21 protein-coding genes and 1 pseudogene are annotated in these 26,043 nt (G+C 65.7%); 14 read left to right on the top strand and 8 right to left on the bottom strand.

The window, feature by feature from the left end; genetic code table 11:
- Positions 1–37: 37 nt before the first annotated feature.
- Positions 38–655, bottom strand: coding sequence for a TetR/AcrR family transcriptional regulator (locus tag ASE39_RS14765; RefSeq protein WP_010458298.1), 618 nt, complete (start codon positions 653–655; stop codon positions 38–40).
- 84 nt (positions 656–739) lie between these two features.
- On the opposite strand from ASE39_RS14765, the gene ASE39_RS14770 reads away from it, so the two are divergent.
- Positions 740–2,182 carry a TolC family protein gene (locus ASE39_RS14770; protein WP_057271647.1) on the top strand — a complete coding sequence of 481 codons (1,443 nt, stop codon included), beginning with the start codon at positions 740–742 and terminating at the stop codon, positions 2,180–2,182.
- On the opposite strand, the gene ASE39_RS14775 is transcribed toward ASE39_RS14770, so the two are convergent.
- The 3 genes from ASE39_RS14775 to ASE39_RS14785 form a co-directional block, all read right to left on the bottom strand.
- Positions 2,170–3,525 carry a 3-deoxy-D-manno-octulosonic acid transferase gene (locus ASE39_RS14775; protein ID WP_057271648.1) on the bottom strand — a complete coding sequence of 452 codons (1,356 nt, stop codon included), beginning with the start codon at positions 3,523–3,525 and terminating at the stop codon, positions 2,170–2,172. The genes ASE39_RS14770 and ASE39_RS14775 overlap by 13 nt on opposite strands.
- A 10-nt stretch (positions 3,526–3,535) precedes the next feature.
- A complete protein-coding gene (locus tag ASE39_RS14780; protein WP_082606762.1) occupies positions 3,536–4,312 on the bottom strand; it encodes a carbon-nitrogen hydrolase family protein in 777 nt (258 codons plus the stop codon).
- Between the two features lie 61 nt (positions 4,313–4,373).
- Positions 4,374–5,762: a phosphomannomutase/phosphoglucomutase gene (locus tag ASE39_RS14785; protein WP_057271649.1), complete on the bottom strand. Its 1,389-nt coding sequence runs from the start codon at positions 5,760–5,762 to the stop codon at positions 4,374–4,376.
- Between the two features lie 133 nt (positions 5,763–5,895).
- Between ASE39_RS14785 and ASE39_RS14790 the strand changes: the two genes are divergently transcribed.
- From ASE39_RS14790 to ASE39_RS14810, 5 genes are all read left to right on the top strand, one after another.
- Entirely contained in the window at positions 5,896–7,500 is a 1,605-nt protein-coding gene (locus ASE39_RS14790; RefSeq protein WP_057271650.1) for a DNA-3-methyladenine glycosylase 2 family protein, read from the top strand.
- 67 nt (positions 7,501–7,567) lie between these two features.
- Positions 7,568–8,116, top strand: a complete 549-nt coding sequence (locus ASE39_RS14795) for a methylated-DNA--[protein]-cysteine S-methyltransferase (protein WP_057224380.1) — start codon at positions 7,568–7,570, stop codon at positions 8,114–8,116.
- A complete protein-coding gene (locus tag ASE39_RS14800) occupies positions 8,113–9,039 on the top strand; it encodes a DMT family transporter (protein WP_057271651.1) in 927 nt (308 codons plus the stop codon). Before ASE39_RS14795 ends, ASE39_RS14800 begins: the two co-directional genes overlap by 4 nt.
- Positions 9,040–9,193: 154 nt before the next feature.
- On the top strand, positions 9,194–13,012 hold the full coding sequence (locus tag ASE39_RS14805) for an EAL domain-containing protein (RefSeq protein WP_057271652.1): 3,819 nt from the start codon (positions 9,194–9,196) through the stop codon (positions 13,010–13,012).
- 98 nt (positions 13,013–13,110) lie between these two features.
- Entirely contained in the window at positions 13,111–13,557 is a 447-nt protein-coding gene (locus ASE39_RS14810) for a GNAT family N-acetyltransferase (protein ID WP_010458307.1), read from the top strand.
- A gap of 67 nt (positions 13,558–13,624) precedes the next feature.
- Here the strand turns inward: ASE39_RS14810 and ASE39_RS14815 are convergent, their stop codons facing one another.
- Positions 13,625–15,562: a propionate--CoA ligase gene (locus ASE39_RS14815; protein ID WP_282434130.1), complete on the bottom strand. Its 1,938-nt coding sequence runs from the start codon at positions 15,560–15,562 to the stop codon at positions 13,625–13,627.
- 268 nt (positions 15,563–15,830) lie between these two features.
- Between ASE39_RS14815 and ASE39_RS14820 the strand changes: the two genes are divergently transcribed.
- The 3 genes from ASE39_RS14820 to ASE39_RS14830 are packed head-to-tail and all read left to right on the top strand — an operon-like array spanning position 15,831 to position 19,130.
- A complete protein-coding gene (locus tag ASE39_RS14820) occupies positions 15,831–16,799 on the top strand; it encodes a chromate resistance protein ChrB domain-containing protein (protein ID WP_057271653.1) in 969 nt (322 codons plus the stop codon).
- The gene (gene chrA, locus ASE39_RS14825; RefSeq protein WP_057271654.1) at positions 16,796–18,169 is read left to right on the top strand and encodes a chromate efflux transporter; all 1,374 of its coding nucleotides are present in this window, start codon (positions 16,796–16,798) and stop codon (positions 18,167–18,169) included. Before ASE39_RS14820 ends, chrA begins: the two co-directional genes overlap by 4 nt.
- 34 nt (positions 18,170–18,203) lie before the next feature.
- Positions 18,204–19,130, top strand: a complete 927-nt coding sequence (locus tag ASE39_RS14830; RefSeq protein WP_057271655.1) for a Fe-Mn family superoxide dismutase — start codon at positions 18,204–18,206, stop codon at positions 19,128–19,130.
- On the opposite strand, the gene ASE39_RS14835 is transcribed toward ASE39_RS14830, so the two are convergent.
- Complete coding sequence (locus ASE39_RS14835) at positions 19,127–19,576, bottom strand: nuclear transport factor 2 family protein (protein WP_242421456.1); 450 nt, start codon at positions 19,574–19,576, stop codon at positions 19,127–19,129. The genes ASE39_RS14830 and ASE39_RS14835 overlap by 4 nt on opposite strands.
- A 116-nt stretch (positions 19,577–19,692) precedes the next feature.
- Between ASE39_RS14835 and ASE39_RS14840 the strand changes: the two genes are divergently transcribed.
- On the top strand, positions 19,693–20,517 hold the full coding sequence (locus tag ASE39_RS14840; RefSeq protein WP_057271657.1) for a helix-turn-helix domain-containing protein: 825 nt from the start codon (positions 19,693–19,695) through the stop codon (positions 20,515–20,517).
- 96 nt (positions 20,518–20,613) lie between these two features.
- Here the strand turns inward: ASE39_RS14840 and ASE39_RS26500 are convergent.
- A pseudogene (locus tag ASE39_RS26500) lies at positions 20,614–20,712 on the bottom strand (isochorismatase); the annotation flags it as partial.
- Between the two features lie 202 nt (positions 20,713–20,914).
- On the opposite strand from ASE39_RS26500, the gene ASE39_RS26505 reads away from it, so the two are divergent.
- The 4 genes from ASE39_RS26505 to ASE39_RS14860 all read left to right on the top strand — a co-directional run bounded on the left by ASE39_RS26505 (position 20,915) and on the right by ASE39_RS14860 (position 25,203).
- The gene (locus tag ASE39_RS26505; protein WP_140426793.1) at positions 20,915–21,862 is read left to right on the top strand and encodes a helix-turn-helix domain-containing protein; all 948 of its coding nucleotides are present in this window, start codon (positions 20,915–20,917) and stop codon (positions 21,860–21,862) included.
- Between the two features lie 98 nt (positions 21,863–21,960).
- Positions 21,961–22,158 (top strand): hypothetical protein, encoded by a 198-nt coding sequence (locus ASE39_RS26510; protein WP_140426794.1) that lies wholly within the window; start codon positions 21,961–21,963, stop codon positions 22,156–22,158.
- Positions 22,158–24,722: a fibronectin type III domain-containing protein gene (locus ASE39_RS14855; RefSeq protein ID WP_082615459.1), complete on the top strand. Its 2,565-nt coding sequence runs from the start codon at positions 22,158–22,160 to the stop codon at positions 24,720–24,722. Before ASE39_RS26510 ends, ASE39_RS14855 begins: the two co-directional genes overlap by 1 nt.
- 85 nt (positions 24,723–24,807) lie before the next feature.
- A complete protein-coding gene (locus tag ASE39_RS14860; RefSeq protein WP_057224354.1) occupies positions 24,808–25,203 on the top strand; it encodes an MAPEG family protein in 396 nt (131 codons plus the stop codon).
- A gap of 183 nt (positions 25,204–25,386) precedes the next feature.
- Here the strand turns inward: ASE39_RS14860 and ASE39_RS14865 are convergent, their stop codons facing one another.
- Positions 25,387–25,995, bottom strand: a complete 609-nt coding sequence (locus ASE39_RS14865) for an isochorismatase family protein (protein WP_057271661.1) — start codon at positions 25,993–25,995, stop codon at positions 25,387–25,389.
- Between the last annotated feature and the right edge of the window lie 48 nt (positions 25,996–26,043).

A 26,043-nucleotide genomic window follows, 5' to 3' on the forward strand; every position in this document is an offset into this window, starting at 1 on the left:
GACTAATTTAGTCAATAGTCACAAGCGGATTTTTGGATCAAGGGGACAAACTTCGCAGAACCAAGCTCGACAAATGTGCCGGCGCCTCCTGGTTGTAGTCAAAACTGTGCTGCAACAGCAGAGGGTTGAGATAGGGCCGGATCACGAGGTAGACCGCTAGCGCCGTTTCGTCCACGGGCGTCTTGCGCTCAAAGTCTCCGCTCTGCCGCCCCTCCTGAAGGATGTCCTGAATCAGCTTCTGCGTGCGCTCCTCATAGGCCACGACCGAAGGCCACCGCTCGCTGGCGGCCGACGTGGCAATCTCAAACAGTTTGCGGTCCTGAAAAAACAGGCGCAGGCTTGCCTCAATGATGGTCTTGAACATCCGCCTCAGTTTTTCGGGGGGCAGATCGGTTTGTGCCACCGCCGCCCTCACCTCCCCTTCGATCTCGCGCAGGCAATTGGCGCAAATCATCTCGCCAATGGCCTGCTTCGATTCGAAGAATTTGTAGATGTAGGCCTTGGAGAAGCCGATGGCTCTGGCAAGGTCCGAGACGGTAGTCTTCTCATAGCCGTACCGGCTGAAGTGCTGGGTGGCTGCTGCGACGACTTGGTCTCTCACTTCATGGTCGGCCGGGCCGCGGGTCAGGACAGCCGGGGTGTCTGATTTTTTCATGGATGCAGCTTAGCCGTAGTTTCCTCAATGAACAACCAGTGACCATTTGGTATTATGGTCACAAATTCACACTTGGAAACTGCCATGCCAACCAAACACACCCTCGCCGCACTCACTGCTGCCTGCCTTTTGGCCGGTTGCGCGGTGGGCCCGAACTACGCGCGCCCTCACTGGCACGCGCCGGAACGGTACCCTGGCCAGACGACCGTCGAGCAACGGGCTGCGGCTGGCACGGTGGATCTTGCCGTCTGGTGGGATGGCTTCGGTGATGCGCAGCTGAGCCGGTTTGTGTCACTGGCGCTCGATCAGAACCTTGATGTCGCGCAGGCGTTCGCCCGCGTCACACAGGCGCGTGCAGGGCTGGGGGCTGCGAACGCTGCGCTGCTACCGTCCGGCTACGCCAGCGGCCAGGCCGCCAAGGCATACCAATCCGTGGAGACACCTCTTGGACAAGTCTTGGATTCCACGCCGGATTTCAACCGCCATGGCAGCGCTTACGAAATGAACGGTGGCGCCAGCTGGGAGCTGGACTTGTCCGGAGGCCTGCGCCGTGGGCGCGAAGCCGCACTGGCCGAGTACCAGGCGTCAGAAGCGGCCGCAGTGGCGGTACGGTTGGCTGTGGCCGCGCAGACAGCCGATGTCTACATCACCGTCCGAGGACTTCAAATGCGCCTTGACCTCGCACGGCGGCAGATTCAGACCCAGGAAGAGCTGTTTTCGACGGTCTCGCTCTTGCACAGCAAAGGGCTGGCGGCCGAACTTCAGCGCAGGCAGGCCGAAGGTGCGCTTGCCCAAGTCCGGGCGGCCTTGCCAGTGCTGGAGGCGGGGCTGGACACGGCCATGAACGCCCTGGATGTCATGCTGGGCTCACACCCCGGAACCCACCGGGCCGACCTGGCGACTGCTGGGGCCTTTCCCGCCGCTCCGCGAATTGTCAGCACCGGATCGCCGGGCGAATTGCTCACGCGCCGGCCTGACCTGATTGCGGCCGAGCGCCGCCTTGCGGGATCGAACGCGCGCATCGGTATCGCCATGGCCGAGTACTACCCCAAGCTTTCGTTGAGTGGCTTGATCGGCAGTGCGACCTCCCTTTCCGGGGGCAACCTTTTCAGCAGCGGTGCCACGCAGTCCGCCGGCGTGCTGGGCCTGCGCTGGCGATTGTTTGATTTCGGGCGCATCAACGCACAAATCGAGTTGACCAAAGGCCGGGAAGCCGAGCTGCTGGCCGCATACCGCTTGGCCGCCCTGCGCGCAACACAAGAAGTGGAGGATGCGTTTTCGGCTCTCGTGAAACGCGAAGAGCAGGCGGCGGCGCTGAGCCAAGGGGTTGACTCGCTGGGCCAGGCGCGAGCCGCTTCATTTGCTGCGTATCAGAAAGGTGTGGTGAGCCGGATCGAAGTCCTGCAAGCCGACGAAAGCCTGCTGCGCGTGTCGGATGCGCGGGCACAGGCACGCACAGAGTCTGCCCGTGCTGCGGTGGCGGTGTTCAGGGCCCTCGGTGGGGGCTGGCAGCCTCACCAATCCTGAAGTGGCATGTCGGGTTGCACGATGCCCAAAATGGCCTGCACCGTGGCCCGTGCGGCCCCCCGGTGCGCCGTGGCAAAACGGGTGGCGCGGCCGCTGGCGGCGGCCTGCTGCGTGGCATCCGTCGCCAGCCTGGCCGCCAGGGCCATGCCCGCGGCCATGTCGGGCACGCGCTGGGCGGCCCCCGCCGCACAGGCCAGCTCGGCCGCCTCGGAAAAATTGAAGGTATGGGGGCCCAGCACCACGGGGCAGCCACAGGCGGCGGCCTCGATCAGGTTCTGGCCGCCCAGGGGCGCAAAACTGCCGCCCAGCAAGGCCACATCGGCCAGGCCGTAGTACAGCGCCATTTCTCCCAGTGAATCGCCCAGCCACACGTCGGCCGCCTCGGGCTCTGCCGACCAGTGGGTGCGGCGCGACACGGTGAGTCCGGCGCGCAGGAGCAACTGCTGCACCTCGTCAAACCGCTGGGGGTGTCGCGGCACGATGAGCCATTGCACGCCGCTTGCTTCACTATTGATAGCATTTGGCGCTTTTCCATCAAGCGCTAGCGCCTGTTTTTGCTTGAAATTCTCGATCCACATCGCCTCCTCGCCCTCGCGGCTGCTCGCCAGCAGGACCACGGGGCGCCCGGTGTGGGCGCGCCAGGCCCGGCCCTGGGCAATTTGGGTGGCATCGGGCACCACGTCGAATTTGAGGTTGCCAAACACGCCGCGCACCGGGGCACCGATGGTCCGCAGGCGGGTGGCGTCGTCCTCGGTCTGCGCCCAGACAGCGGCCAGGCCCCCATAGGCGGGCCGGGCCAGCGCTGCCAGCCGCAGGGCCTTGTGCAGCGACTTGGCGTTGAAACGCGCATTGGCCAGTACCAGCGGCACGCCACGCTGCTGGCAGCCTGCCACCAGGTTGGGCCAGACCTCGGTTTCCATGAGGATGCCGATGGCCGGGCGAAAGGTGCGTAGAAACCGCGCCACGGCGCCGGGCGTATCCCAGGGCTGCCACACCTGCACATCGCCGGGCATCAGCAGCTTTTCGCCCTCGGCCCGTCCGGTGGCCGTGCCATGGGTGAGCAGCAGGCGCATGCCCGGAAGCTGCTCCCGCAGCTGGGTCAGCAAGATCGCGGCGGCACGGGTTTCGCCCAGCGACACGGCATGGACCCAGACAAATTGCCCCAGCGGGTCGATGCTGTGGTGCGAGACCATGCTGTCCATGGGCACCGGATACCGGCCAAACCGCTCGCCCACCGCATGGGCATAACCGGGCTCGGCCATGGCGCGGCGGCGCAGCTTGCGGCGCAGCAAGGGCTGCGCGCACCAGGTCACCAGCGAATACAGGGCGCGGGCAGCGTTCATTCGGAAAGGATCAGCCGATCAGCTCCACCACGCCGCCCGTCCAGCCACTGTCGCCCCGCGCAGCCCACACCAGGCAGGCGCTGTCATCGGGCGCGGCTGCCACGCAGTGGCCACCGGGCGCCCAGAAGGCGCTGCGGCCCGCGCTCACATAGCCGCCGGACGGCCCGCTGTAGTTGGCTGCCAGCACCGCCATGTCGTGGTCGCGGGCGTAGCCCTGCAGCAGGGCCGATTCGGCCCCGTAGGCTTTTTCGGAAATCAGCACACCCGCCGCGTACAGCCCAGCGCCCGCATTGCTGGCGGCCAGGGCGTGCTCGGGGTGCGTGATGTCGGCACACACGGCCAGACCCGTGGGTTCACCGGCCAGCAGCAGCACCTGGACGTCGTCGGTGCCGGCACTGGCGAACTGCTCCTCGCTGGCGTGCAGGTGGCGCTTGCGGTATAGCGCCGCACTGCCGTCGGCCCCCAGCACCCAGGCGCCAATGGCAGGCAATGCGCCCTCCACCACCGGTGCGGCCGGGGCGCCGACCACCAGGGTGATGCCGTGGTGCTGGGCCGCCTGCCGCAAAGGGGCCAGCGCGGGGTGGTCGGCCGACAGCACATTGGCCGCCAGCAGCTTCGGCTCATACCCCGTCAGCGACAGCTCGGGAAACACCAGCACCAACACACGTTCGTGCACCGCCGCCCGTACAAAGGCCAGGTGGGTCTGCACGTTGCGCGCCACATCACCCGGCGCCGAGGGCGACTGGGCAGCGGCGACACGCAAAGGGGTGGACAAGGTCGGCTTCATGCGGGGTGTTTTGATGAGGAGACAGAGGGTTGCGGGGCGGCGGGTTCGGGGATGCGCCGCGTCAGTGGCTGGCAGCGCCCACGTGGGCGTCGGGTTTGACCCGGTGCAGCAAGGCCAGCATGGCAGCTTCGATGCGGGCCAGGGCCTCGGTGGTATGGCCCTCAAAACGCAGCACCAGTACCGGCGTGGTGTTGCTGGCGCGGATCAGGCCAAAGCCATCGGGCCAGTCCACGCGCAGGCCGTCGATGGTGCTGATGGTGGCGGGCGCGGCGAAGGTATCGGTCGCCAGGGCCTGCAGCTCGGCGGTGAGGCGGTGCGGCTCGCCCTCGGCGCAGGCCACGTTCAGCTCGGGGGTGGAGAAACTGGTGGGCAGCGCGTTGAGCACGGCGCTCGGGTCGCGGCTCTTGCTCAGGATTTCCAGCAGGCGGCAGCCTGCATAGGTGCCGTCGTCAAAGCCATACCAGCGCTCCTTGAAGAAGATGTGGCCGCTCATCTCGCCGCCCAGCGGGGAGTGGGTCTCTTTCATGCGGGCCTTGATGAGTGAGTGGCCGGTCTTGAACATCACCGGCACGCCGCCTGCCGCCGCAATGGCGGGCGCCAGGCGCTGGGTGCATTTCACGTCGAAGATGATCTCGCCGCCGGGCACGCGCGAGAGCACGTCTTGCGCAAACAGCATCATCTGGCGGTCCGGGAAGATGTTGGTGCCGTCCTTGGTCACGATGCCCAGGCGGTCCCCGTCGCCGTCGAAGGCCAGGCCCAGTTCGGCGTCGCTGGTCTTCAGGGCCTCGATCAGGTCGCGCAGGTTCTCGGGCTTGCTGGGGTCGGGATGGTGGTTGGGGAAGTTGCCGTCGACCTCGGAGAACAGCTCGATCACCTCGCAGCCCAGTGCGCGGAAGATGTCCGGCGCCGACGCACCGGCAATGCCGTTGCCGCAGTCCACCACAATCTTGATCGGGCGGGCCAGCTTCACGTCGCCCACGATGCGCTCGCGGTAGGCAGGCAGCACGTCCACATGGCGCACCGAGCCGCCGGGCAGCAGCCGCCAGGTTTCCTGCTCCATGGTGCTGCGCAGGGCCTGGATTTCTTCGCCATAGATGGCACGGCCATTGAGCACCATCTTGAAGCCGTTGTAGTCCTTGGGGTTGTGGCTGCCCGTGACCTGGATACCGCTGTTGCACAGCGTGCTGGCCGCAAAGTACAAGAGCGGCGTGGTCACCAGGCCCACGTCAATCACCTCGATGCCCGCCTCCACCAAGCCCTGGATCAGCGCACCCGAGATGGCCGGGCCCGACAGACGCCCATCGCGGCCCACCGCCACGGTGGTCTGCCCTTCGGCGCGGGCTGCCGTACCAAAGGCCCGGCCCAGGCCCAGGGCCACTTCTTCATTCAGGGTGGACGGCACGATGCCGCGGATGTCGTAGGCTTTGAAAATGGCGGGTGTGGGCTGCACGCAGGGGGCCTTTCGCGAAGGGGTTGGACGGGTTTTGGAAGTCCGCTGCATTGTAGGCGCCCCCCCTGGGCCGCTTCGGGCATGCGTGCAGGCACATGTCCGAAAACGGCCAGTGAAAACACCCCCGGCTCCTATGATCCAGCCCATGAATCCGCCGACCCCGCCCGCCACTTTGGCCACCGACACCCCCCTGGACGAGGGCCGCTATCTGGCCGTGCTGGCGCGCGATGCGCGTTTTGACGGGCACTTCTTCACCGCCGTGACCTCCACCGGCATCTACTGCCGCCCGGTGTGCGCCGTGCGCACGCCACGGCGCGAGAACTGCCGCTTTTTTGTGCTGGCCGCCCAGGCCGAGAGCGCAGGCTTTCGCCCCTGCCTGCGCTGCCGGCCCGAACTGGCCCCGCAGGCGCTGGTGTGGTCGGTGCAGGACGCCAGCGGCATCCTGGTGCAGCAGGCCGTGCGCCTGCTGGATGCGCCCGACCTGTGGCCCGCACCGACCGCGCATGGTGAAGGCAGCGCCACGGTGGCCCGGCTGGCCGAGCGCCTGGGCGTGAGCGACCGGCACCTGCGCCGTATTTTTGAGGCGGCCCTGGGCGTTTCGCCCCTGCAATACCTGCAGACGCGCCGGCTCCTGACCGCAAAGCAGCTGCTCACCGACACCCGCATGCCCGTCACCCAGGTGGCCTTGGCCAGCGGTTTTGCGAGCGTGCGGCGATTCAATGCGGCGTTTTCGGGGCACTACGGTCTGAACCCCACACAGCTGCGGCGCAGCGGCGCCACCGCCGGGGAGCAGCCCACCAGCACCTTGCGACTGGCCTGGCGCCCCCCCTTTGACGTGCCCGCGCTGCTGGCCTTTTTTGAACGGCGGCAGTTCCACGGGGTGGAATGGGTGCTCCCGGAGGAGGCCACGCTGCGCCGCACGGTGCGCCTGCCCGCACCCGGCACCGGCACCGGCACCGGCACCGTCCTGCCCGGCGAGACCACGGGCTGGTTCAGCGCACGCTTTGACATGGCCCGCCGCCAGGTGCTGCTGCAGACCAGCGACAGCCTGTACCCGGTGCTGCCGCTCGTGATCCGCCGCGTCCGCGCCATGCTTGACCTGGACGCCGACCCCGCTGCTATCAACGCCGTGCTGCACCCGTATTTCCCGGACGGGGACGGGCTGCGTGTGCCCGGCGCGTTCGATGGCTTCGAGCTGGCCGTGCGTGCCGTGCTGGGCCAGCAGATCACCGTGGCCGCTGCGCGCACCCTGGGCCAGCGGCTGGTGGAACGGCTCGGTGAGCCCATCGCCACGCCCTGGCCCGGACTGAGCCGCTTGTTCCCCACTGCTGCCACGCTGGCTGCGGCCGACGGCGACACCCTGGGCCAGCTGGGCATCGTGCGCCAGCGCCAGGCCGCCATCGTGGCGCTGGCCCGCGCGGTGGACAGCGGGGGCCTGGCGCTGCATGCGGGCGCCGACGTGGCAGCCACCACGGCCGCGCTGTGTGCCCTGCCCGGCATTGGTGACTGGACCGCGCAGTACATCGCCATGCGCGTGCTGCGCTGGCCCGATGCGTTCCCGGCCGGGGACGTGGCGCTGCACAAGGCTTTGGGTGTGCAAGGGCACAAGAACCCGGCCCGCGCCGCTGCCGAGGCCTCGCAGGCATGGCGGCCCTGGCGCAGCTACGCGGTGCTGCGCGCCTGGGCGGCAGGCACTCTGGTGGGTGCAGTGCCACCAGCCTCTCCACTATCAAAATAATAGCTTTTAGCGCTTATCCACCAAGCGCTGGCTGCCGAATTTATCCAAAAAACTATCCAATTCAGCCATGCAATTCCATCCCCATACCGTGCAGATGCGCACCTCCACCGCGCTGGGGCCCGTGCGCCTGGCGGCGTCGCCCACCGGCCTGGCCGGTGTCTGGTTTGAAGGACAGCGCCACGAGCCCAGCCTGCAGCTTCATGGTCCCGCCGCCTGGGCTGATGCGGTCGGCCACCCGCTGCTGCAGGAAGCAGCACGCCAGCTTCAGCAATACCTTCGCGCCGAACGCGCCGGGTTTGACCTGCCGCTGGACCTCTCAGGTGGCACGCCGTTCCAGCAGGAGGTGTGGCGCGCCTTGCTGGCCATCGGCCGTGGCGCCACCACCAGCTACGGCACCTTGAGCCGCCAGCTGGGCCGTCCCCTGGCCGTGCGCGCAGTGGGCGCCGCCGTGGGGCGCAACCCGGTCAGCGTGATCGTGCCCTGCCACCGGGTGGTGGGCACGGACGGCAGCCTTACCGGCTACGCCGGTGGCCTCGACCGCAAAAGGGCCTTGCTGACCCTGGAGAATGCGTACGCAACCGCCACCGGCGCAAGCCACTCCAAAGGAAATGCATGAACAGCCCGGGAACCCAGCCTGTATCGACCTGGATCGGAGAATTCATCCTGCTGGCGGCTTTGTGGGGCGCATCGTTTCTTTTCATGCGAATGGGCGCTGCCGAGTTCAGCCCCCTGCCCATGGTTGGTTTGCGCGTGGCACTGGCCACCGTGTTCCTGTGGCCCATCATGCTGCGCCACGGCCACTGGCCCGCGCTGCGCCAGCACTGGCGGCCGATCCTGTTTGCCGGGGTCATCAACTCTGCCATTCCGTTTGCGCTGTTTGCCTGGGCCGTGATGCACATCCAGACCGGGCTGGCCTCCATCCTGAATGCCACAGTGCCACTGTTTGGCGCGCTGGTGGCCTGGGTGTGGCTGGGTGACCGCATCAATCGCCTGCGCTGGGTGGGCCTGGCACTGGGTTTTGTGGGCGTGGCGCTGCTGGCCTGGCGCGCGCCGGCGGGCACCGGCTTCAAGAGCGACAGCGCCGGCTGGGCCATTGCGGCCTGCCTGCTGGCATCGTGCTTCTACGGCCTGTCGGCCAGCTTTGCACGGCGCTACCTCACGGGCATTCCGCCACTGGCCACGGCCACCGGCAGCCAACTGGGCGCGGCGCTGGGCCTGGCCGTGCCCACGCTGTGGTTCTGGCCGGCGCAAATGCCCGGCCTGCACGCCTGGGGCGCAATCGCCGCCATCGCCGTGCTGTGCACGGGCATTGGCTACATCCTGTATTTTCGGCTCATCGAGAGCGCCGGGCCCAGCCGGGCGCTGGCCGTGACCTTCATCGCGCCGGTGTTTGCCGTGCTGTATGGCGCACTGTTCCTGGGGGAGCGCATCACGCCGTGGATGGTTGGCTGCGCCCTGGTGATCGTGTGCGGCACCCTGTTGTCAACGGGACTTATCAGGACACTCAGGCTGGCCCGGCCCGCTTCAGAACGGCCCTAAACTTGGCCCATGGGGTTTTCATCGGGCTTTTGCCATCTGACCAAGTCCGTCAACGGCACGCGGCGCTGTACTGCCACACACATTCCCGGCCGCGCGCCCTGTACTCCCGGGCCTCAAGCCGCCCCACCGCAGGTGGGTGCACAGGCACATTGCCATGGGTAACAACACCCTTCTGGCTGCCACAGCGCTCATGTCGCTGCTGCTGTTGCTGGCCTGGCTGCCGCCGCACGAGTCCGTGCACCCATCGCGCCGCACCTTGCTGCTGCTGGGGTTGGCAGGCGGCCTCGTGTCCTGGATTTCTTTTGAGGCACTGCGCTGGAACGCCCCCGAACTGCGGGTGGTGGCCTACCCCACAGCTGCTGCGTTCCTGGCACTTTTTTTCCGCGTCCCTGCGGCCATCGTCACTGCGCTGATCGCCCTGGTGGCGGCGCTGTCGGCCGATCTGTCCGATGTGGTGCCCGCCAGCGCCGTGCTGGCGGCGGCCGTGGCCACCGGGCTGCTGTGGCGCAAGGTGGGGCACCGCCTGCATGTGCCCAAATGGGCCGCGCTCATCGGGCTGACGCTGACCCTGCCCATGGCGGTGGCCGGCAGCCTCTGGGCCGCCGGCAGCGCGCCCGACCTGACCCGCAACCTGCCATGGCACCATGGCGCCGGGGTGTTCATGCTGGGCGTCGGCCGGTTGCTGCTGGCCAGCAAGGCGCGCTCCGAGCTTTCGCGCAGCGACATCCAGCAGACACTCGCGCAGCAGGAGCAGCGATTGCGGCTGGTGCTGGACTCCATGGGGGGCGGGCACTGGGAATGGGATGTCGTCCGGCGCGAATTTCGCTGTCACGGCAGCTTTTACGAGACCTTCGGCATCACCGCCGCCGATCTGGCCGCACCGGACCTGTGGCAGCGCTGGTACGCCCGGCGCCACCCGCAGGATGCCGAACGCAATGCCCCCAAGCTGGCGCGGGCCATGGACGGGCTGGAAGACAACTACGAAGCCGAGTTCCGGGTGATGGACACCGAGGGCCAGTGGCGCTGGCTCATGTCGCGTGGCACGGTGGCGCGGCGCGACGCGCAGGGCCGCCCGGCGGCCCTCATCGGCATGGACGTGGACATCACCGCCCACCGGGCGGCCGAGGATGCGTTGCGCTCGTCCGAGGCCAAGTACACGACCTTCTACCAGACGCTGCCTGATCCTGCAGGCATCTCCCGCATCTCGGACGGCCGCTACATCGACGTGAACCCCGCGTTCTGCGAGGTGCTGGGGCGCCCGCGCGAAGAGGTGATCGGCCGTACCTCCACCGAGCTGAACATCTGGGCCTCCGAGCAGGAGCGCAAGCGGCTGGTGGAAACCTTCCGCCGCGATGGCAAGGTGGACCGGCTGCCCCTGGTGGCGCAGCGCGCAGGTGGCCGCATCCCGGGGTTGATGTCGGCACGCTCCGTGCTTGTGGATGGCGAGAACTGTTTTGTTTTCGTTTTCCACGACATGACCGAAGCCCACCGCGCCAGCGACGAGCTGCGTGCCCTCAACGGCCTGCTGCAGCAGGCTGGCCGGCTGGCCCGGCTGGGGGCCTGGGAGGATGAGCGCGGCAAGGGCCTGGTCTACTGGTCGGACGTGTGTTTTGACATCCACGGCCTGCCCCCCGGGTCGCCGCTGCCCAGCGACTACATCGACCGCCATGTGGCCCCCGCCTACCGCGAGCCGCTGCGCGAGCGCTTCCGCCAGAGCATTTTGGAACGCTCCGAGTGGAGCATGGAGATGGAGGTGCAGCACACCGACGGCCGCCTGGTCTGGGTGCGTGCGCGCGGCGAGCCCGTGGTCGAAAACGGCAGGGTCACCCGGGTGCGCGGCGTGATGCAGGACATCGACGAGGCCAAACGCGCCGAACAGCGCCTGCGCCAGTCCGAAGAGCGCTTCTCGCGCATCTTCCACCTCATGCCCTACCCCATGGGCCTGTCGCACCGCAGTGACGGGCGCTATGTGGACATCAACCCAGCCTGGGTGGAGATGCTGGGCATCCCGCGCGAGGAGGCGATCGGCAGCACCGCCATCGAGCTGGGCATCTTCACCGAGGTCGACCGCGCGCGCCTGCTGGAGGCCGAGGGTGGCACGGGGCACCTGAGCAGCTACGAAATCACCTTGAACGTGCGCGGCGGCCCACCCCGCACGGTGCTGCAATCCATGCGCGCCACCGAATTCGATGGTGAGCCGTGCTGGCTGTTCTCGGTGCACGACATCACCGACCGCAAACGCAACGAAGAGCAGGTGCGCGAGCGCGAGGAACTGCTCTCGCTCACCATCTCGGCCGCATCGCTGGGCCTGTGGGACTGGAACCTGCAGACCGGCACCGTCACCGGCGACAGCCGCTGGCGGGCCATGCGGGGCCTGGACACGCCGCGCACCCCGCTGGCACCCATGCAATGGACGGCAGGCATTGCGCCCGACGACATCGACCGCATCACCAGCGAACTGGCCCGCCACACCGCCCACCCGGGCACCCCGTTTGACGCCACCTTGCGCGTGAACCAGGCGGGCGACCCCGCGCGGTGGCTGCGCAATCTGGGCAAGATCGTGGGCTTTGACGAGGCGGGCCGCCCCGCCCGCATGCTGGGGGTGGCCATTGACGTGACGCCCCAGCGCGAGCAAGAGGTGCTGCTGCAGCGGCTGGCCCTGTTCGATGCGCTCACCGGCCTGCCCAACCGTGTGCTGCTGGCCCGCAAGCTGCAGGAATGCATGGACCAGGCCCGCCAGAGCGGCCGGCAGCTGGGCGTGGCCTACCTGGACCTGGATGGCTTCAAGCCCGTGAACGACCGCCTGGGCCACGGAGCGGGCGATCGCCTGCTGGTGGTGGTGGCGGGCCGCTTGACGCGTGCGCTACGCCCCATGGACACGGTGGCGCGCCTGGGCGGAGACGAGTTCGTGATCCTCATGCCCGAGCTGGAATCCGTGGACGGCTGCGAGCGCATGCTGCACCGGGTGATGGAAAGCATCTCGGCCCCTTACACGCTGGACACCGAGCGTGTGGTGGTCACTGCCAGCATCGGTTTTACGGTGTTCCCGCAGGACGAAGCCGACGCCGACGCCCTGCTGCGCCACGCCGACCAGGCCATGTATGCCGCCAAGCAGGCCGGGCGCAACCGTTTTCACCAGTTCGACGCTGCGCAGGAACGCGCTTTGCAGCTGCTGCGCGAGCAAGGCCGCCACCTGCGCGATGCACTGGCGGCTGCGCAGTTCACCCTGTACCTGCAACCCAAGGTGGACATGCGCAGCGGCGCCGTGGTGGGCGCCGAAGCGCTGACCCGCTGGCAGCACCCCGAGCGCGGCCTGGTGTCACCGGGCGAGTTCCTGCCGCTGCTGGAAGGCACCGAGCTGGAGATCGACTTTGGCGAATGGGTGATCGAGGCCGCCCTCACCGTCCTGGAGCAGTTGCAGGCGCATGGGTTACCCCTGCCGCTGAGCGTCAACATCGCCGCCCAGCACCTGCAGAACCCCGACTTTGCCGACTGGATGGCCCAGTGCATCGCGCGCCACCCCAGCGTGCCCGGCCACCTGGTGGAGATCGAGATCACCGAAAGCGCTGCGCTCTACGACCTGACTGCCGTGGCGCAAACCCTGACGGCGCTGCGTGCGCTGGGGGTGGTGGTGTCGCTGGACGACTTTGGCACCGGCTACTCGTCGCTGACCTACCTGCGCCGCCTGCCCATGGACACGCTCAAGATCGACCAGAGTTTTGTGCACGGCATGATGGGCGACCCCGGCGACCTGGCCATCGTGCAGGGCGTGATCGGCCTGGCCCGCTCCTTCGGCTACCGCGTGATCGCCGAGGGGGTGGAGACCGTGGAGCAAGGGCAGATGCTGCTGCAGCTTGGCTGCATGCAGGCCCAGGGCTATTGCATTGCCCGGCCCATGCCGCTGGAAGAGTTCATTGGCTGGATACCAAGGTGGCAGCCGCCGGCGGGGTGGCAGCGGCAGCGGCCGGTGTAAATTTTGATTTAAAACAGGCTCTACCGCTTATCCATAAAGCGTTAGCAGCTATCTTTTTAATACCGCTCCAGATTTTCATGCACCGCTGAGGGACCCCCATGAGCATTCGCGAACTGCATGCCCACGAACTGACGCAGCTGCTCACCCTGTACCAGCATCTGCACGAACACGATGACCCGCTACCTCCGGTGCATGAAGTCGAAGCCGTGTGGGCGGAGGCGCTTGCGAATCCGCGTATTCAATACTTTGGGGCCTACGTGGACGGTGCGCTGGTTTCCACCTGCACTCTCACCGTCATTCCAAATCTCACACGCGCCTGCCGACCCTACGGTGTCATCGAAAACGTGGTCACGCATGCGTCACACCGTGGCCAAGGTTGGGGGCACGCGATCCTGACACATGCGCTCGGGCAGGCCTGGCAGCGGTGTTGCTACAAGGTGATGCTGATGACCGGCCGAAAAGACGAAAGCACGCTGCGGTTTTACGAAAAAGCCGGGTTTGACCGGCACGGCAAACAGGCTTTTGTCGCCAAACCGGCAACTTAGCCCGTGGCTGTTCCCGCTTCGCCCCGCAATCCGCAGGGCACTGGCAGGTCCTGCCCATGGGCTCCGGTTACCCCACCAGATCCTTCACCTGCTGTAGGGCCGCCGGGTCTTCCATCGTCGTCAGATCGCCGGGATCGCGCCGCTCGGCCACGGCCTGCAGCGCGCGGCGCAGCAGCTTTCCGCTGCGGGTCTTGGGCAGCACAGAGACAAAATACACGCGCGACGGACGGGCCACGGCGCCGAGCTGGCTGTCCACCTGCTTCATCACCTCGCCTTCGAGCTTGAGGCGTGCAGCCTCATGGGTCAGGCCCGAGGCATCGCGCGCCACCGCAAACGCCATCGCCACCTGGCCCTTGAGGCTGTCGGCCACGCCCACCACGGCCACTTCGGCGATGTTGGGGTGGGAGGCAATGCTCTCCTCGATCTCCCGCGTACCCAGGCGGTGGCCAGCCACGTTGATCACGTCGTCGGTGCGGCCCAGGATGAAGTGGTAGCCGTCGGCATCGCGGATGCCCCAGTCAAAGGTGCTGTAGATCAGGCGGCCGGGGATGCTCTTCCAGTACGTGTTCACAAAGCGCGCATCGTCGCGCCACACGGTCTGCATGCAGCCGGGGGGCAGCGGGCCTTCGATGGCGACTACGCCTTTCTGGTTGGGCGCTGTCAGTTCCTCGCCGTTGCTCTCGTCGATGAGCTTGACGTGGTAGCCGTACATGGCCTTGCCGGGGCTGCCGAAGCGCGTGGTTTGCTGCTGCACACCATTGGCCAGGGTCAGGATGGGCCATCCGGTTTCGGTCTGCCAGTAGTTGTCGATGATGGGCACCGAGAGCGCGTCGCTGATCCACTGCGCCGTGGGTTCGTCCAGCGGCTCGCCCGCCAGCCACAGGGCCTTGAGGCTTTTCACGTTGTACTTGGCAAGGTAGGCCGGGTCCTGCTTTTTGAGCACCCGCACCGCCGTGGGCGCCGAGAACATGTGGGTGACCTGGTACTTCTCGACAATGCTCCACCACACGCCCGCGTCGGGCCGCGTAGGCAGGCCCTCGTACATGATGGTGGTCATGCCCGCAATCAGAGGGCCGTAGACGATGTAGCTGTGCCCCACCACCCAGCCGATGTCGCTGGTGGCGAAGTACACGTCGCCCGCTTTCGCATCAAAGATGTGCTTCATGCTGGCGGCCAGCGCCACGGTGTAGCCACCCGTGTCGCGCTGCACGCCCTTGGGCTTGCCGGTGGTGCCGCTGGTGTACAGCGTGTAGCTGGGGTGGGTGGATTCGACCCATTCGCAGGGCACCACGGTGTTCAGGTGCTGCTCGCGCAGCGCCGCCCAGTCGTGGTCGCGGCGCGGTTGCAGGTGCATGGGCGCCAGGCCCCGGTTGATCATGAGCACGGCGGCGGGCTTGTGTTTGGAGAGCGCAATAGCCTCGTCCAACAGCGGCTTGTAGGGCACCACCTTGCCGCCACGTGACCCGGCATCGGCGCTGACCACGGCCACCGGCTCGGCATCTTCAATGCGCGAGGCCAGCGAGCCCGAGGCAAAACCGCCAAACACCACCGAATGCAGCGCACCGATGCGCACGCAGGCCAGCATGGCAAAGGCGGCCTCGGCAATCATGGGCATGTAGATAAGCACACGGTCGCCCTTCTTCACGCCCAGGCCCTGCAGCACGGCTGCCATGCGCTGCACCTCGGCATGCAGCTCGGCAAAGCTGTAGCTGCGCTCGGTGTCGGTTTCGGTGGAGATCGCCACCAGCGCACTTTGGCCGGCGCGCGTTGCCAGGTGCCGGTCGACCGCGTTGTGGCACAGGTTGGTGGTGCCGCCGACAAACCATTTGGCAAACGGTGGGTTGCTGTAGTCGCACACCTGCTGGGGCGGGGTCTTCCATTCAATCAACCCGGCCTGCTCGCGCCAGAAAATGTCTGGCTGGTCGATGGACTGGCGGTAGAAGTCGGCGTATGCGGTCATTGTGGGTGTCTCCTCGGCATCTCTCTCGCCCTGCCACGGTAGCAGGTTTTGAATTCATAATTATTCATAACGGGCTTGCGGCAAACTGACGCTGGCCTTCGCACTTGCCATGAATCCACTGCGCTTAGCGGCCTGGTGCCCGCTGCAGTAAAGCGCATGCATCTGGCATCGCTGCCGCTTCTTGCAAGCGACCCCTCCCCTCGCATCGCTCTTTTGTATGCCCTGAAGCACTCGGCATGCAAGGATTCTTTGGTGATAACTATATTAATAGTAGAAATAACTATTTCAATGAACAACGCATATACTTCAATTCATGTGGTCCACCCTCATCATGACGCTGCCCACGCAGCCCAACGCCGTGCGGCTGCGCATCTGGCGCAATCTCAAGGCACTGGGCTGCGCCGCCCTGCGCGACGGCGCCTACCTGTTGCCTGAAGAACACGCGGGCCTGCTGGCCCCTATTGCCACCGAGGTGCGAGAACACGGCGGGACGGCCATGCTGCTGACCCTCACTGCGCCAGACAGCGCACAGCGCCAGGAGATCGAAGAGCTGTTCGACCGCACGGAGGCCTTCATGCTGTGGCGCGACACGGCGACGGCCTTGCAGACGGAGCTGGCACAGCTCACCGAAACCGAAGCCCGCCGCCGCCTGCGCGGCATTGCCGATGCGCTGCAGGCGCTGCACCGCACCGACTACTACCCCAGCGCCGCTGCCGCGCAGGCCGATGCCGACCTGGCCACCCTGCGGCAGGCCCTGGACGCTTGCTTCTCACGCGGGGAGCCCGCCGCCCTGCCCGCCCATGGCATCGCGCGCCTTCACACCGTCCAGTTCCAGAACCAGCGCTGGGCCACGCGGGCGCGGCCTTGGGTGGACCGCCTGGCCTGCGCCTGGCTGATCCGCCGCTTCATCGACCCGGGCGCGCGGTTCGTATGGCTGGCCGATCCGGCACCGCCACCTGCTGATGTCCTGGGCTTTGACTTTGACGGCGCCCGATTCACCCATGTGGGCGCCCTGGTGACCTTTGAGGTGCTCATTGCCAGCTTTGGGCTCGAAGCCGACCCCCGACTGCAGCGCTTGGCCCGCGCCGTGCACTACCTGGACACGGGCGGCATGCCCGTGCCCGAGGCCGCGGGGCTGGAGGCCGTGCTGGCCGGCCTGCGCGAAGTGCATGCCGATGACGACGCCCTCGCCCAGGCCGCCGCGCAGGTGTTCGACGCCTTGTACGCCGTGCCGTCCGCCCTCCCTTCCTCGCAGGCCCCGCTGCCCAGCACCGCACCATGACCACCCCCACCTCTGCGCCCGCCACCCCCGCCCTGGACCGCCCCGCCCCCGTGGGTTTTGGCGAGGCTTTCCTGTTCTGGCTCAAGCTCGGTTTCATCAGCTTTGGCGGCCCGGCCGGCCAGATCGCGATCATGCATGCCGAGCTGGTGGAGCGCCGCCGCTGGATCAGTGAGAAGCGCTTTCTGCACGCCCTCAACTACTGCATGCTGCTGCCCGGCCCCGAGGCGCAGCAGCTGGCCACCTACATCGGCTGGCTCATGCACCGTACCTGGGGTGGCATCGTGGCCGGGGCGCTGTTTGTGCTGCCCTCGCTGTTCATCCTGATCGCACTGTCGTGGGTGTACCTGCGGTTTGGCGACGTGCCGGTGGTGGCGGGCATCTTCTACGGCATCAAGCCCGCCGTGACCGCTCTGGTGCTGCACGCAGCGCACCGCATTGGCACGCGCGCGCTCAAGAACGGCTGGATGTGGGGCATTGCCGCTGCGTCTTTTGTGGCCATCTTTGCGTTCGACACGCCCTTCCCTGCCATCGTGCTTGTGGCAGGCCTCATTGGCTACTTTGGCGCACAGCACTGGCCGGCCGTGTTTGCCCTGGGGGGCGGCCATGCCAACGGCCACAAGGGCTACGGCCCGGCGTTGATCGACGACGACACTCCCACGCCCGCCCACGCGCGCTTCTCACGCAGCCACCTGGCCAAGGTGCTCGTAGCCGGGCTGGCGCTGTGGCTCGCAGCCATGGCCGCGCTGGTGGCCACGCAGGGCTGGCAAGGCACGCTCACGCAGATGGGCTGGTTCTTCACCAAGGCCGCGCTGCTCACCTTTGGCGGCGCCTATGCCGTGCTGCCCTATGTGTACCAGGGCGCGGTAGAGCAATACCAGTGGCTCAGCGGCCCGCAGATGATCGACGGCCTGGCGCTGGGCGAGACCACCCCCGGCCCGCTGATCATGGTGGTGGCGTTTGTGGGTTTTGTGGGCGGCTGGCTGCAGCAGGTTTGGGGGCCGGATGCGCTGTTTGCGGGCGCCGCTGCCGCAGCCGCCGTGGTGACCTTTGTGACCTTCCTGCCCTCGTTCATCTTCATCCTCGCGGGTGGCCCGGTGGTGGAGGCCACCCACGGCAAGCTCGGTTTCACCGCGCCACTGTCGGCCATCACCGCCGCCGTGGTGGGCGTAATCCTGAACCTGGCGCTGTTTTTTGCCTACCACCTGCTGTGGCCCAAGGGTTTTGGCGGGGCGTTTGATGCGATCTCCGCGGTGATTGCACTCGGGGCGGGCGTTGCGTTGTTCCGCTTCAAGGTCGGCGTGCTGCCTTTGCTGGGCACGTGCGCAGCCGTCGGACTGGCGGTGACTTTTCTCAAACCGTGGCTTGCCTGAGCCGCCATTCACCCACCTTCGCAGGAGTCTCACCATGCAAGCACACCCTCAAGCCCTTCCCTTTGACCCGGCCACACTGCCCGGCCTGTCTGAAAAGCTGCTGCGCAGCCACCACCAGAACAACTATGGCGGCGCGGTGGCGCGGCTCAACGCCATCCGGTCACAGCTGGCGGGTGTGGACTTTGCTTCGGCCCCCGGCTTTGCACTCAACGGGCTCAAGCGCGAAGAGCTGATCGCCAGCAACTCCATGCTGCTGCACGAGCTGTACTTCGCCAGCCTGGGCGGCCAGGGCGCGGCACCGGCGCCCGGCATGGCACTGGCCCTGGCGGCCAGCTTTGGCAGCCCGGAGCGCTGGCGCGAGGAATTCGTCGCCATGGGCAAGGCCCTGGGCGGCGGTTCGGGCTGGGTGCTGCTGGTGTTCCAGCCGCGTGAGGGCACGCTCGTCAACCAGTGGGCCGCCGACCACACCCAGGTGGCAGCGGGAGGTGTGCCCATCCTCGCACTGGACATGTACGAGCATGCCTACCACCTCGACCACGGCGCAGCAGCGGGTGCCTATGTGGATGCCTTCATGGCAAACATCCACTGGGCCGCCGTCTATGAGCGCTACCAGCATGCGGTACACGCCGCGAGTGAAGGGCTGCAAGCGTCCATTCAAGACGCGCAAGCAGCGGCACAACTGATTGATGTGCGCCGCGCCGGTGTGTACGAGGCGGCCACCACGGCCATCCCCAACGCCCGCTGGCGCGACCCTGCCGCCATCGACACATGGGCCCCCGAGCTGTCTGCCAACGAAGACGTGGTGGTGTATTGCGTCTATGGCCATGAAGTCGGCCGCTCGACCGCGTTGCGCTTGCGCGCAGCGGGCTTCAACGCGCGTTTTCTGCAAGGTGGCATGGACGGCTGGGTCGCGTCGGGCCAGCCCGTGCAGCCCAAAACGGCGGTGGCGCCGGCCGTTTAGTGCCCTGCCTGGGGCGCCATGCGCCGCTGCACTTCGGCCGCCAAATGGGCGAGTGCGGGCAGCGGCCGCACAAACACTTCCAGGGTGGTGATGCGGCCCTGCCCATCCAATTGCAGACGGTCCACACCCCGTACGGTGTGGGGCCCCATTTGGCCTTCAAAGGCCAGGGCCAGCTGCCGCCCGTCCTCGCTCCACAGGCAATCACCATAGGCAAACCGGTCGTACAGGCTGAAGGCCAGACCCAAGACCCCGCCCACGGCGCCTGCGCCGTGCAGTGGTTGGTCGTCCAGCGGCGAATGCAGCAGCACCTCGGGGTGAAGCAAGCTCCCCACTGCACTGAAGTCACCCGAGGCAAACATATGGCGCCATGCAGCCAGGGTGCGCACGGTGGCTGGGGCTGGAGAAGGAGAAATCCCCGGGTTCAGGGATGGCAGAGAGGTTGTCATGGCAGTGTCCTTGGGCTGGGGTGGAAAGAGCCGTGAATCCTCGCGGTGCCGGGTCATGCGCGCAATCACCTCCGAGGTCATAAAACCCATGGCACCTTGTGCCACCATCGGTGTCCATGTCACCCGTCGCCCCTGCAGCCTCCGACACCACCCCTGCGCGCATCGGCAGTCTGCTGCGGGCACTGCGCGTGCGGCGGCGCCAGAGCCAGTTGGCGCTGGCCATGGACACGGGTGTGTCCCAGCGCCACCTGAGTTGCCTGGAGACCGGCAAGGCCCAGCCCAGCCAGCCCATGCTGCTGGCGTTGCTGGATGCGCTGGGCGTGCCTTTGGCGGAACGCAACCAGGCACTGATGGCGGCAGGGTTTGCGCCCCGCTACCCCCGCAGCGACTGGTCCGCCCAAGGCCTGGCCCCGGTGCGCGAGGCCCTGCACCGCCTGCTGGTGGCCCACGAGCCCGCGCCCGCAATGCTGCTGGACGCGCAATGGAACCTGCTGGAAATCAACGCCGCCGTGCCTGCGCTGATGCGCCTCATCGGTTTTTCGCCCCCAGCCGCCGAAGGCCCGGAGCCCTTGAACTTGCTGGATCTTCTGCTCGGGCCGCAGGGGCTGAAGCCCTGGATCATCGACGCCCCGCGCGTCGCACAGGTGGTGCGTCGGCGTGCGGGCGCCGAGGCGCCATTCAACCCTGCCCTGGCCCACCGCCTTCAGGCGCTGCCCGAAGAAACCCGGCACCGCAGCGGCCAGCCCAGTGCCGAGCCATCACCACCGGACTCGCCCGTGCTCCTGCTGCAATTACGCTCCCAGGCAGGCGTATTGAGCTTCATCTCCGCCACCACCACCCTCGGATCACCGCTGGATGTGACGCTGGACTCATTGCGCATCGACCACCTGCTGCCAGCGGACAGCGCCACCCGCACAGCGCTGGAGCATGCGCTCCCATAGCAGGGGATTCCGCTCATTTTTGCCCGTTTGCTAGAGTTTTTATAGCTACTTGCGCTTTACTGGAGAGCGCCAGCGGCCAAAAATACCCAAGATTAGCTACTTGATCAGCCCGAGCACATCCTTGAACGCCGCGTGCTCGCTGCTGCCCAGCCATTCAAACGCGACCATCTCGGTCGTCACCAGCTCGGCGCCCGCGCGAAGCAGGCACCAAGGCTCTAATTTTCCGCAAGCTGGCCTGGACGGCTGGGTCACGTCGGGACAGCCGGTGCTGCCAAAAGATTGTGGCGCCGCCTGTTTGAATTGGATGCCGCGCCTGCGCGCGTGCATCGGCGCCAGCCGCTAACATCCACGTCAAAAGCGAGGGACACTGGGACGACCCAGCGTCATCGACCGCCCCATGGAGGAGCGCAAACAACACATGGCGAAGAACCATCCAGATGCAGTTGCAGATACGGACGATGGAGCAATACACCCCGACACGCGTACATCGCTATTCCTGCCTTCACCCTTGCTGGCAGATTGCGTGTGTGCTTATGTGGGGCGCGACACCTTGGGCGCCCAACTGAGTCCCAAACAGAGCTTCAGTCATTTGCCGGTGTCTCCCCTGGTCAGTATTGTTTGGTTGATTCAGGGCGGTAGATCGTCAATGCACATTGAGGGCGATGAACTCCCCCCATCGTCAAGGCGCGTGGTCTTGCGCGGCCCTCGCGCACGACCCAGTGTTTGGCAGGACCGCGGCCCTGCCGCCGTATTTTCACTGACCCTATTCCCCGACGCATTTCATGCACTGACCAAGCTGAATGTAGCCAGTTTGCTGGACCAGGCGAAGAGCTTGCAATCTGTACTTGACAAAGAGTGGCAGAAGATGGCCGTCGCAGTTTTGAAGGCCGGTAATGACTTGGCACGCATTCAAATTGTCGAAGCATTTTTAATGCCGCGCTGGACGCCGTTGCGTGTCCAGCAGCCCGAGACAATGCTGTCGGATGGATTGACGTTGTTCAATGACTGGGTTGACGCTGCAGCATTGCGTGCGTCTGCATCAATGCCCACGCACAGCACGCGCCAGCGGGAGCGGCTGACAAAAGGAAAACTGGGACTTCCCCTGCGAGCACTCCACGGACTGGTGCGCATGGAGTCAACGTTGACCCGAGGACACGCGTCCAACGCGTTTGGTGGCCAGTCTTTGGTGGATGTGGCCCACACAATGGGATTCTCTGACCAAGCGCATTTTTCCCGAGAAGTGAAGCGTTTTTCAGGTTTGAGCCCCACCGCATTGCAACGGGCCATCGAGACCCAGGAGTCCTACTGGCCCTACCGCTTGAGGCAGGCGCTGAAGCTGCGTTGATAGCCCAGGGCCCTGCCCGCTGGCGTGTACGTGCGCCGCAAATGTCGTTTCGATTCAAGACCGCATTCCCGCAGCTCCGTAGCATCCGTGGCTTTTGTTTGACCAACGAACAAAAGGTGTTCGGTCATGCGCCCATATTCGGCCGCGTTGGTTTTGAGAAATTGAAAATTGCATTGCTGCTATTCACCAACCAGACCATGGTCGGCGCCAGATCCGTCGGGGCCGCATATCCATTGCGCGTGCACGCTCGCAATCCCCCACCCATTTCCAAAAAACTCACCTCAAAAGGGTACTGATGCAGCGCGCTTTCGTTAAACCGGCATGGACCATGGCTTTGGGAATCAGTGTCCTTCTGATGACAGGCTGCGGCGGCGGCAGCGGTCCTTCTGATACGGGCACTCCACCCCCGCCTACCGTTGTGGTGTCTCCCGACCCTTCCGCAGTGCCCGGCAGCCCGGCAGCACCAGATACGGCGGACACCACTGCACCGAGCGCTCCGGGAGCATTCACTGCAAGCAGCACCAGCGAAAGCATATCCATAGGCTGGCTGGCCAGCACCGACAACGTTGGAGTCATCGGCTACGAGATTTGGCGCAACGGTAGGCGCCTTCAGGCCACCCCAGGGGATCAGACCACCTTTCAGGACAACGGGTTGACAGCCGGCACCACCTACACCTACGCGGTGCGCGCCGTGGATGCCGCAGGCAATTTTTCCGCGTTTGGTGGAAATCTGAATGTGAGCACACTGGCCCCCGCCAGCCCTGGCGATACCGCCCCGCCCAGCGCACCTACTGCGCCCGCGGCAAGCCAAGTCACCGCGACAAGCCTGACTCTCAGTTGGGGGGCGAGCAGCGACAACACAGGCGTCGTTCGCTACGAGGTGTACCGCAATGGCACCACCTTGCTCGGCAGCACAGCCCAAACATTCCTTGTATTGACCGGCTTGACGGCCAGCACAACATATTCTTTGACCGTCAAGGCCTTTGATGCTGCAGGCAATGCCTCGGTCGCCAGCATCACAGTCGTGGTCAGTACGGCAGCAGCACCAGCAAAACCCGTAACGCCTGTAACCCCGGTGCCTGACACCACGGCCCCGAGCGTACCGGCTGGTTTGGCGGCAAGCAATGTCGCCAGCACCAGCCTGACGGTCAGCTGGACAGCCAGTACGGACAATGTTGGTGTAGTGGCTTACAAGGTATACCGCGACGGCGCGCTGGTCGGCTCAACCAATGTCACCAGCTTCACGTTGACCGGTCTGACCGCCTCCACCAGCTATGCGATTGCAGTTAGAGCGGTCGATGCGGCGGCCAATGCGTCTGCGGCAAGTGCTGCGCTCAACGTCAGCACAGGCTCGGCTACACCCCCAACCGGCCCAACCGGCGGCTACCCCGTGTCGGTGATTGGTCCGGTGGAGATCATCAGCTGGGCACCGGCTACCGCCTACCCTGGCGTGCCCTACCGCTACCGCGTCGGGGTCATAGGGGGGCAGGCACCGTACACCTATTCGGTCGTCACCGCACCGTCAGGTGTGACCATCGCAGCAAGCACGGGAGAGCTGTCGTGGACAGCACCCGCCAGTGCGGCAAGTCCTGTTTCCATCAAGCTGCGGGCCACCGATTCGCTGGGCGCGGCTGTCGACCAAACGTTCAGTGTGCAAGTCACCAGCAGCGGCTTCTACTTTGTATCGCCCACCGGCAATGACAGCACCGGCACCGGAACACTAGCCTCCCCCTGGAAGACCATCTCCCATGCCCTTACAAAAGGAGCGACTGGCGACACCTTGTATGTGCGTGGTGGCAGCTATACCGGCGGCTTTGACTTTGTGGCCGGCAAGATCACGCGCATCGTGGGCTACCCCGGCGATGCCATGCCAGCCATCGACTTGAACTTCACCAATATCAACCCGCGTTCCTCGCGCACCTGGGTGGAAGGACTGGAGATTTTCAACTTCAGCCACCACGGCTTCCATGTCGATGGCAGCCAGAGCGACCTTGTCTTTCGGCGCAACCACATGCACCACCTGTACGACCCCAGCCAGTCCGAGAACCCGTCATTCATTTTCTTTGCGGACAACCAGTACTACGACCGCATCATCATCCAGGACAACATCTTCCACGACCTGTTTGACCGCGGATCGGGCCTTCACGGCGACACCACGGCCAACTACCACGGCGGCGCGTCCGTCATGTACAACGTACGCAGTGCACTGGTTGAAAACAACGAGGTCTGGGCGATTGACGGCCCCTGCTTCAAGGACAAGGACAACGGCCAGCGCAACACCTTCCGGGGCAACTACTTCCACGACTGCGCGTCGGGCGCGATCCATTTGGCCAGCCAATACACGCAGGACCGCATAGAGGTGTCCTGGAATGTGCTGGTCGGCGGCGTGTCGATTGGACAGCAGCCCGGCTACATACGCGACATCGACATACGCCACAACACCCTGTTGGGAAGCATTGAATTCGGATGCGTGGTGGGCGATCCGAATAGCAAGAATTTCATCGTTCGAGACAATATTCTCGTTCCCGACAATTTCTTTGCCTACGCATCCATCAACTGCAAGTTCCCTGACAACACCCTGGATCTGTCGTCACAAAACAAGACGCTGAGCGCGGAAGGCCGCTTTGACTACAACCTTGTTGACTCGTCATATGCCCATGTATTTGGCTATGGCTGGTATGCCACCAATCTGGACTGGTCTACGTGGCGCACCACCTACGGCAAAGACGCGCACTCCAAAAAAACCACCGCGCAACTTACCAGTGTGAGCCTTAAAGACTATCGCCCCAAGGCCACTTCGGCCGCTTGCGGCGCCGCATCTGACGGACGCGCAATGGGGGCGTTGGCGTGCGCGCCTTGACGGGCCATGGTTTTGGGCATCCGTTCTTCTGTTAACAACCAGACTGAACAGCCCGCCCACATACCGAAAGACCGAAAGCAATCCCATGACACCAACCCTCACCTATCTGGCCTGGATGGCCGTCATTACCTGGCTTCTGCTGGTGGCGGCAAGCCTGATCCGTGCACGCATCTGGTCGGCCGGTGGTTTGCAAGTGGCCACCGGCAACCGTGAAGGTCTGCCTGAGCCTACGGGCCTGGCTGGCCGTGCCGAGCGCACCGCGCGCAACACGCTGGAGAACTTCGTCTTGTTTGCAGCCATTGCACTCGGTGCACATGTGGCCGGCCTCGTCAGCCCGCGCATCGAGGCCGGGGCCGCGCTGTTCTTCTGGGCCCGCGTTGTCTATGTGCCCGTGTACTACGCTGGTCTTCCTTATCTGCGCACGGGCGTGTGGCTGGTGAGCATCGCCGGGCTGGGCTTGATGCTGAGCGCGATGCTCTGAGCTCGCTGCCAACGTGCGGCGCCAATCCCGGCGCCCTTGGGTTTTAGGTTTTGCGTTGAGCCCAAAAGAGCAGTGGCGCAGAGGGCGGATGGCTCCGCTCACCCTCACTCAATCGCTACTATTTTTGTAGCTAATGGCGCTTGATAGATAAGCGCCAGTGGCCCAAAACACCAGAACTCCGGTTTACTTGACCAACCCCAGCACATCCTTGAACGCCGGGTGCTCACAGCTGCCCAGCCATTCAAACGCCACCATCTCGGTCGTCACCAGCTCGGCGCCCGCGCCGGCCAGGCGGTCGAATGCGGCATCGCGGTTGCGCTCAGTGCGCGAGCCGCAGGCGTCGGTCACCACCCACACTTCGAACTCGTCTTCCAGCAGGTCGAGCGCGGTTTGCAGCAGGCAGACATGGGCTTCGCAACCGGCTATCACGATGGTGCCGCGCTCGTCGCCCTGGGCTGCGGCAGGTTTTTGCAGGTGTTTGGGCAGGCTGCGCGCGTTGCCGCCCTGCTGGGGCTTTGCCGGCGGGCGCAGCCATTCGCCCAGACCTTCCTCGGCGGCGCTGAAGTGCATCTTGGCCAGGGTTTTCTGGCACAGGGCACGCAGCGCGGCGTCGTTGGCCCCGAGGCGCGAAGGGTTCTGCTCGGTGCCCCACACGGGCACGTCCAGCATGCGGGCAATCTCGGCCAGGCGACGTGCGTTGGCCAGCACGGCGGGGCCTTCAAAGATGGCGGGCATCAGGCGCTCCTGGTAATCGACCAGGACGAGTTGGGATTCGGTGGCGTCAAGCAGCATGGTGGGACCGTTTCTGTGTTCGTTGTATCGCTGTGCAGGCGCAGCGTG

The organism is Acidovorax sp. Root267, assembly GCF_001429215.1.
GTDB classification, from domain to species: domain Bacteria; phylum Pseudomonadota; class Gammaproteobacteria; order Burkholderiales; family Burkholderiaceae_C; genus Acidovorax; species Acidovorax radicis.

What these genes read in the sequence shown, in the direction of transcription:
- ASE39_RS14860 (WP_057224354.1), top strand. Translation starts at nt 24,808, where the DNA reads ATGACACCAACCCTCACCTATCTGGCCTGGATGGCCGTCATTACCTGG.
- ASE39_RS14770 (WP_057271647.1), top strand. Translation starts at nt 740, where the DNA reads ATGCCAACCAAACACACCCTCGCCGCACTCACTGCTGCCTGCCTTTTG.
- ASE39_RS14775 (WP_057271648.1), bottom strand. Translation starts at nt 3,525, where the DNA reads ATGAACGCTGCCCGCGCCCTGTATTCGCTGGTGACCTGGTGCGCGCAG.
- ASE39_RS14795 (WP_057224380.1), top strand. Translation starts at nt 7,568, where the DNA reads ATGCAATTCCATCCCCATACCGTGCAGATGCGCACCTCCACCGCGCTG.
- ASE39_RS14835 (WP_242421456.1), bottom strand. Translation starts at nt 19,576, where the DNA reads ATGACAACCTCTCTGCCATCCCTGAACCCGGGGATTTCTCCTTCTCCA.
- ASE39_RS14865 (WP_057271661.1), bottom strand. Translation starts at nt 25,995, where the DNA reads ATGCTGCTTGACGCCACCGAATCCCAACTCGTCCTGGTCGATTACCAG.
- chrA (WP_057271654.1), top strand. Translation starts at nt 16,796, where the DNA reads ATGACCACCCCCACCTCTGCGCCCGCCACCCCCGCCCTGGACCGCCCC.
- ASE39_RS14765 (WP_010458298.1), bottom strand. Translation starts at nt 655, where the DNA reads ATGAAAAAATCAGACACCCCGGCTGTCCTGACCCGCGGCCCGGCCGAC.
- ASE39_RS26505 (WP_140426793.1), top strand. Translation starts at nt 20,915, where the DNA reads ATGGAGGAGCGCAAACAACACATGGCGAAGAACCATCCAGATGCAGTT.
- ASE39_RS14855 (WP_082615459.1), top strand. Translation starts at nt 22,158, where the DNA reads ATGCAGCGCGCTTTCGTTAAACCGGCATGGACCATGGCTTTGGGAATC.
- ASE39_RS14810 (WP_010458307.1), top strand. Translation starts at nt 13,111, where the DNA reads ATGAGCATTCGCGAACTGCATGCCCACGAACTGACGCAGCTGCTCACC.
- ASE39_RS14805 (WP_057271652.1), top strand. Translation starts at nt 9,194, where the DNA reads ATGGGTAACAACACCCTTCTGGCTGCCACAGCGCTCATGTCGCTGCTG.
- ASE39_RS14780 (WP_082606762.1), bottom strand. Translation starts at nt 4,312, where the DNA reads ATGAAGCCGACCTTGTCCACCCCTTTGCGTGTCGCCGCTGCCCAGTCG.
- ASE39_RS14800 (WP_057271651.1), top strand. Translation starts at nt 8,113, where the DNA reads ATGAACAGCCCGGGAACCCAGCCTGTATCGACCTGGATCGGAGAATTC.
- ASE39_RS14790 (WP_057271650.1), top strand. Translation starts at nt 5,896, where the DNA reads ATGATCCAGCCCATGAATCCGCCGACCCCGCCCGCCACTTTGGCCACC.
- ASE39_RS14840 (WP_057271657.1), top strand. Translation starts at nt 19,693, where the DNA reads ATGTCACCCGTCGCCCCTGCAGCCTCCGACACCACCCCTGCGCGCATC.
- ASE39_RS14820 (WP_057271653.1), top strand. Translation starts at nt 15,831, where the DNA reads ATGTGGTCCACCCTCATCATGACGCTGCCCACGCAGCCCAACGCCGTG.
- ASE39_RS14830 (WP_057271655.1), top strand. Translation starts at nt 18,204, where the DNA reads ATGCAAGCACACCCTCAAGCCCTTCCCTTTGACCCGGCCACACTGCCC.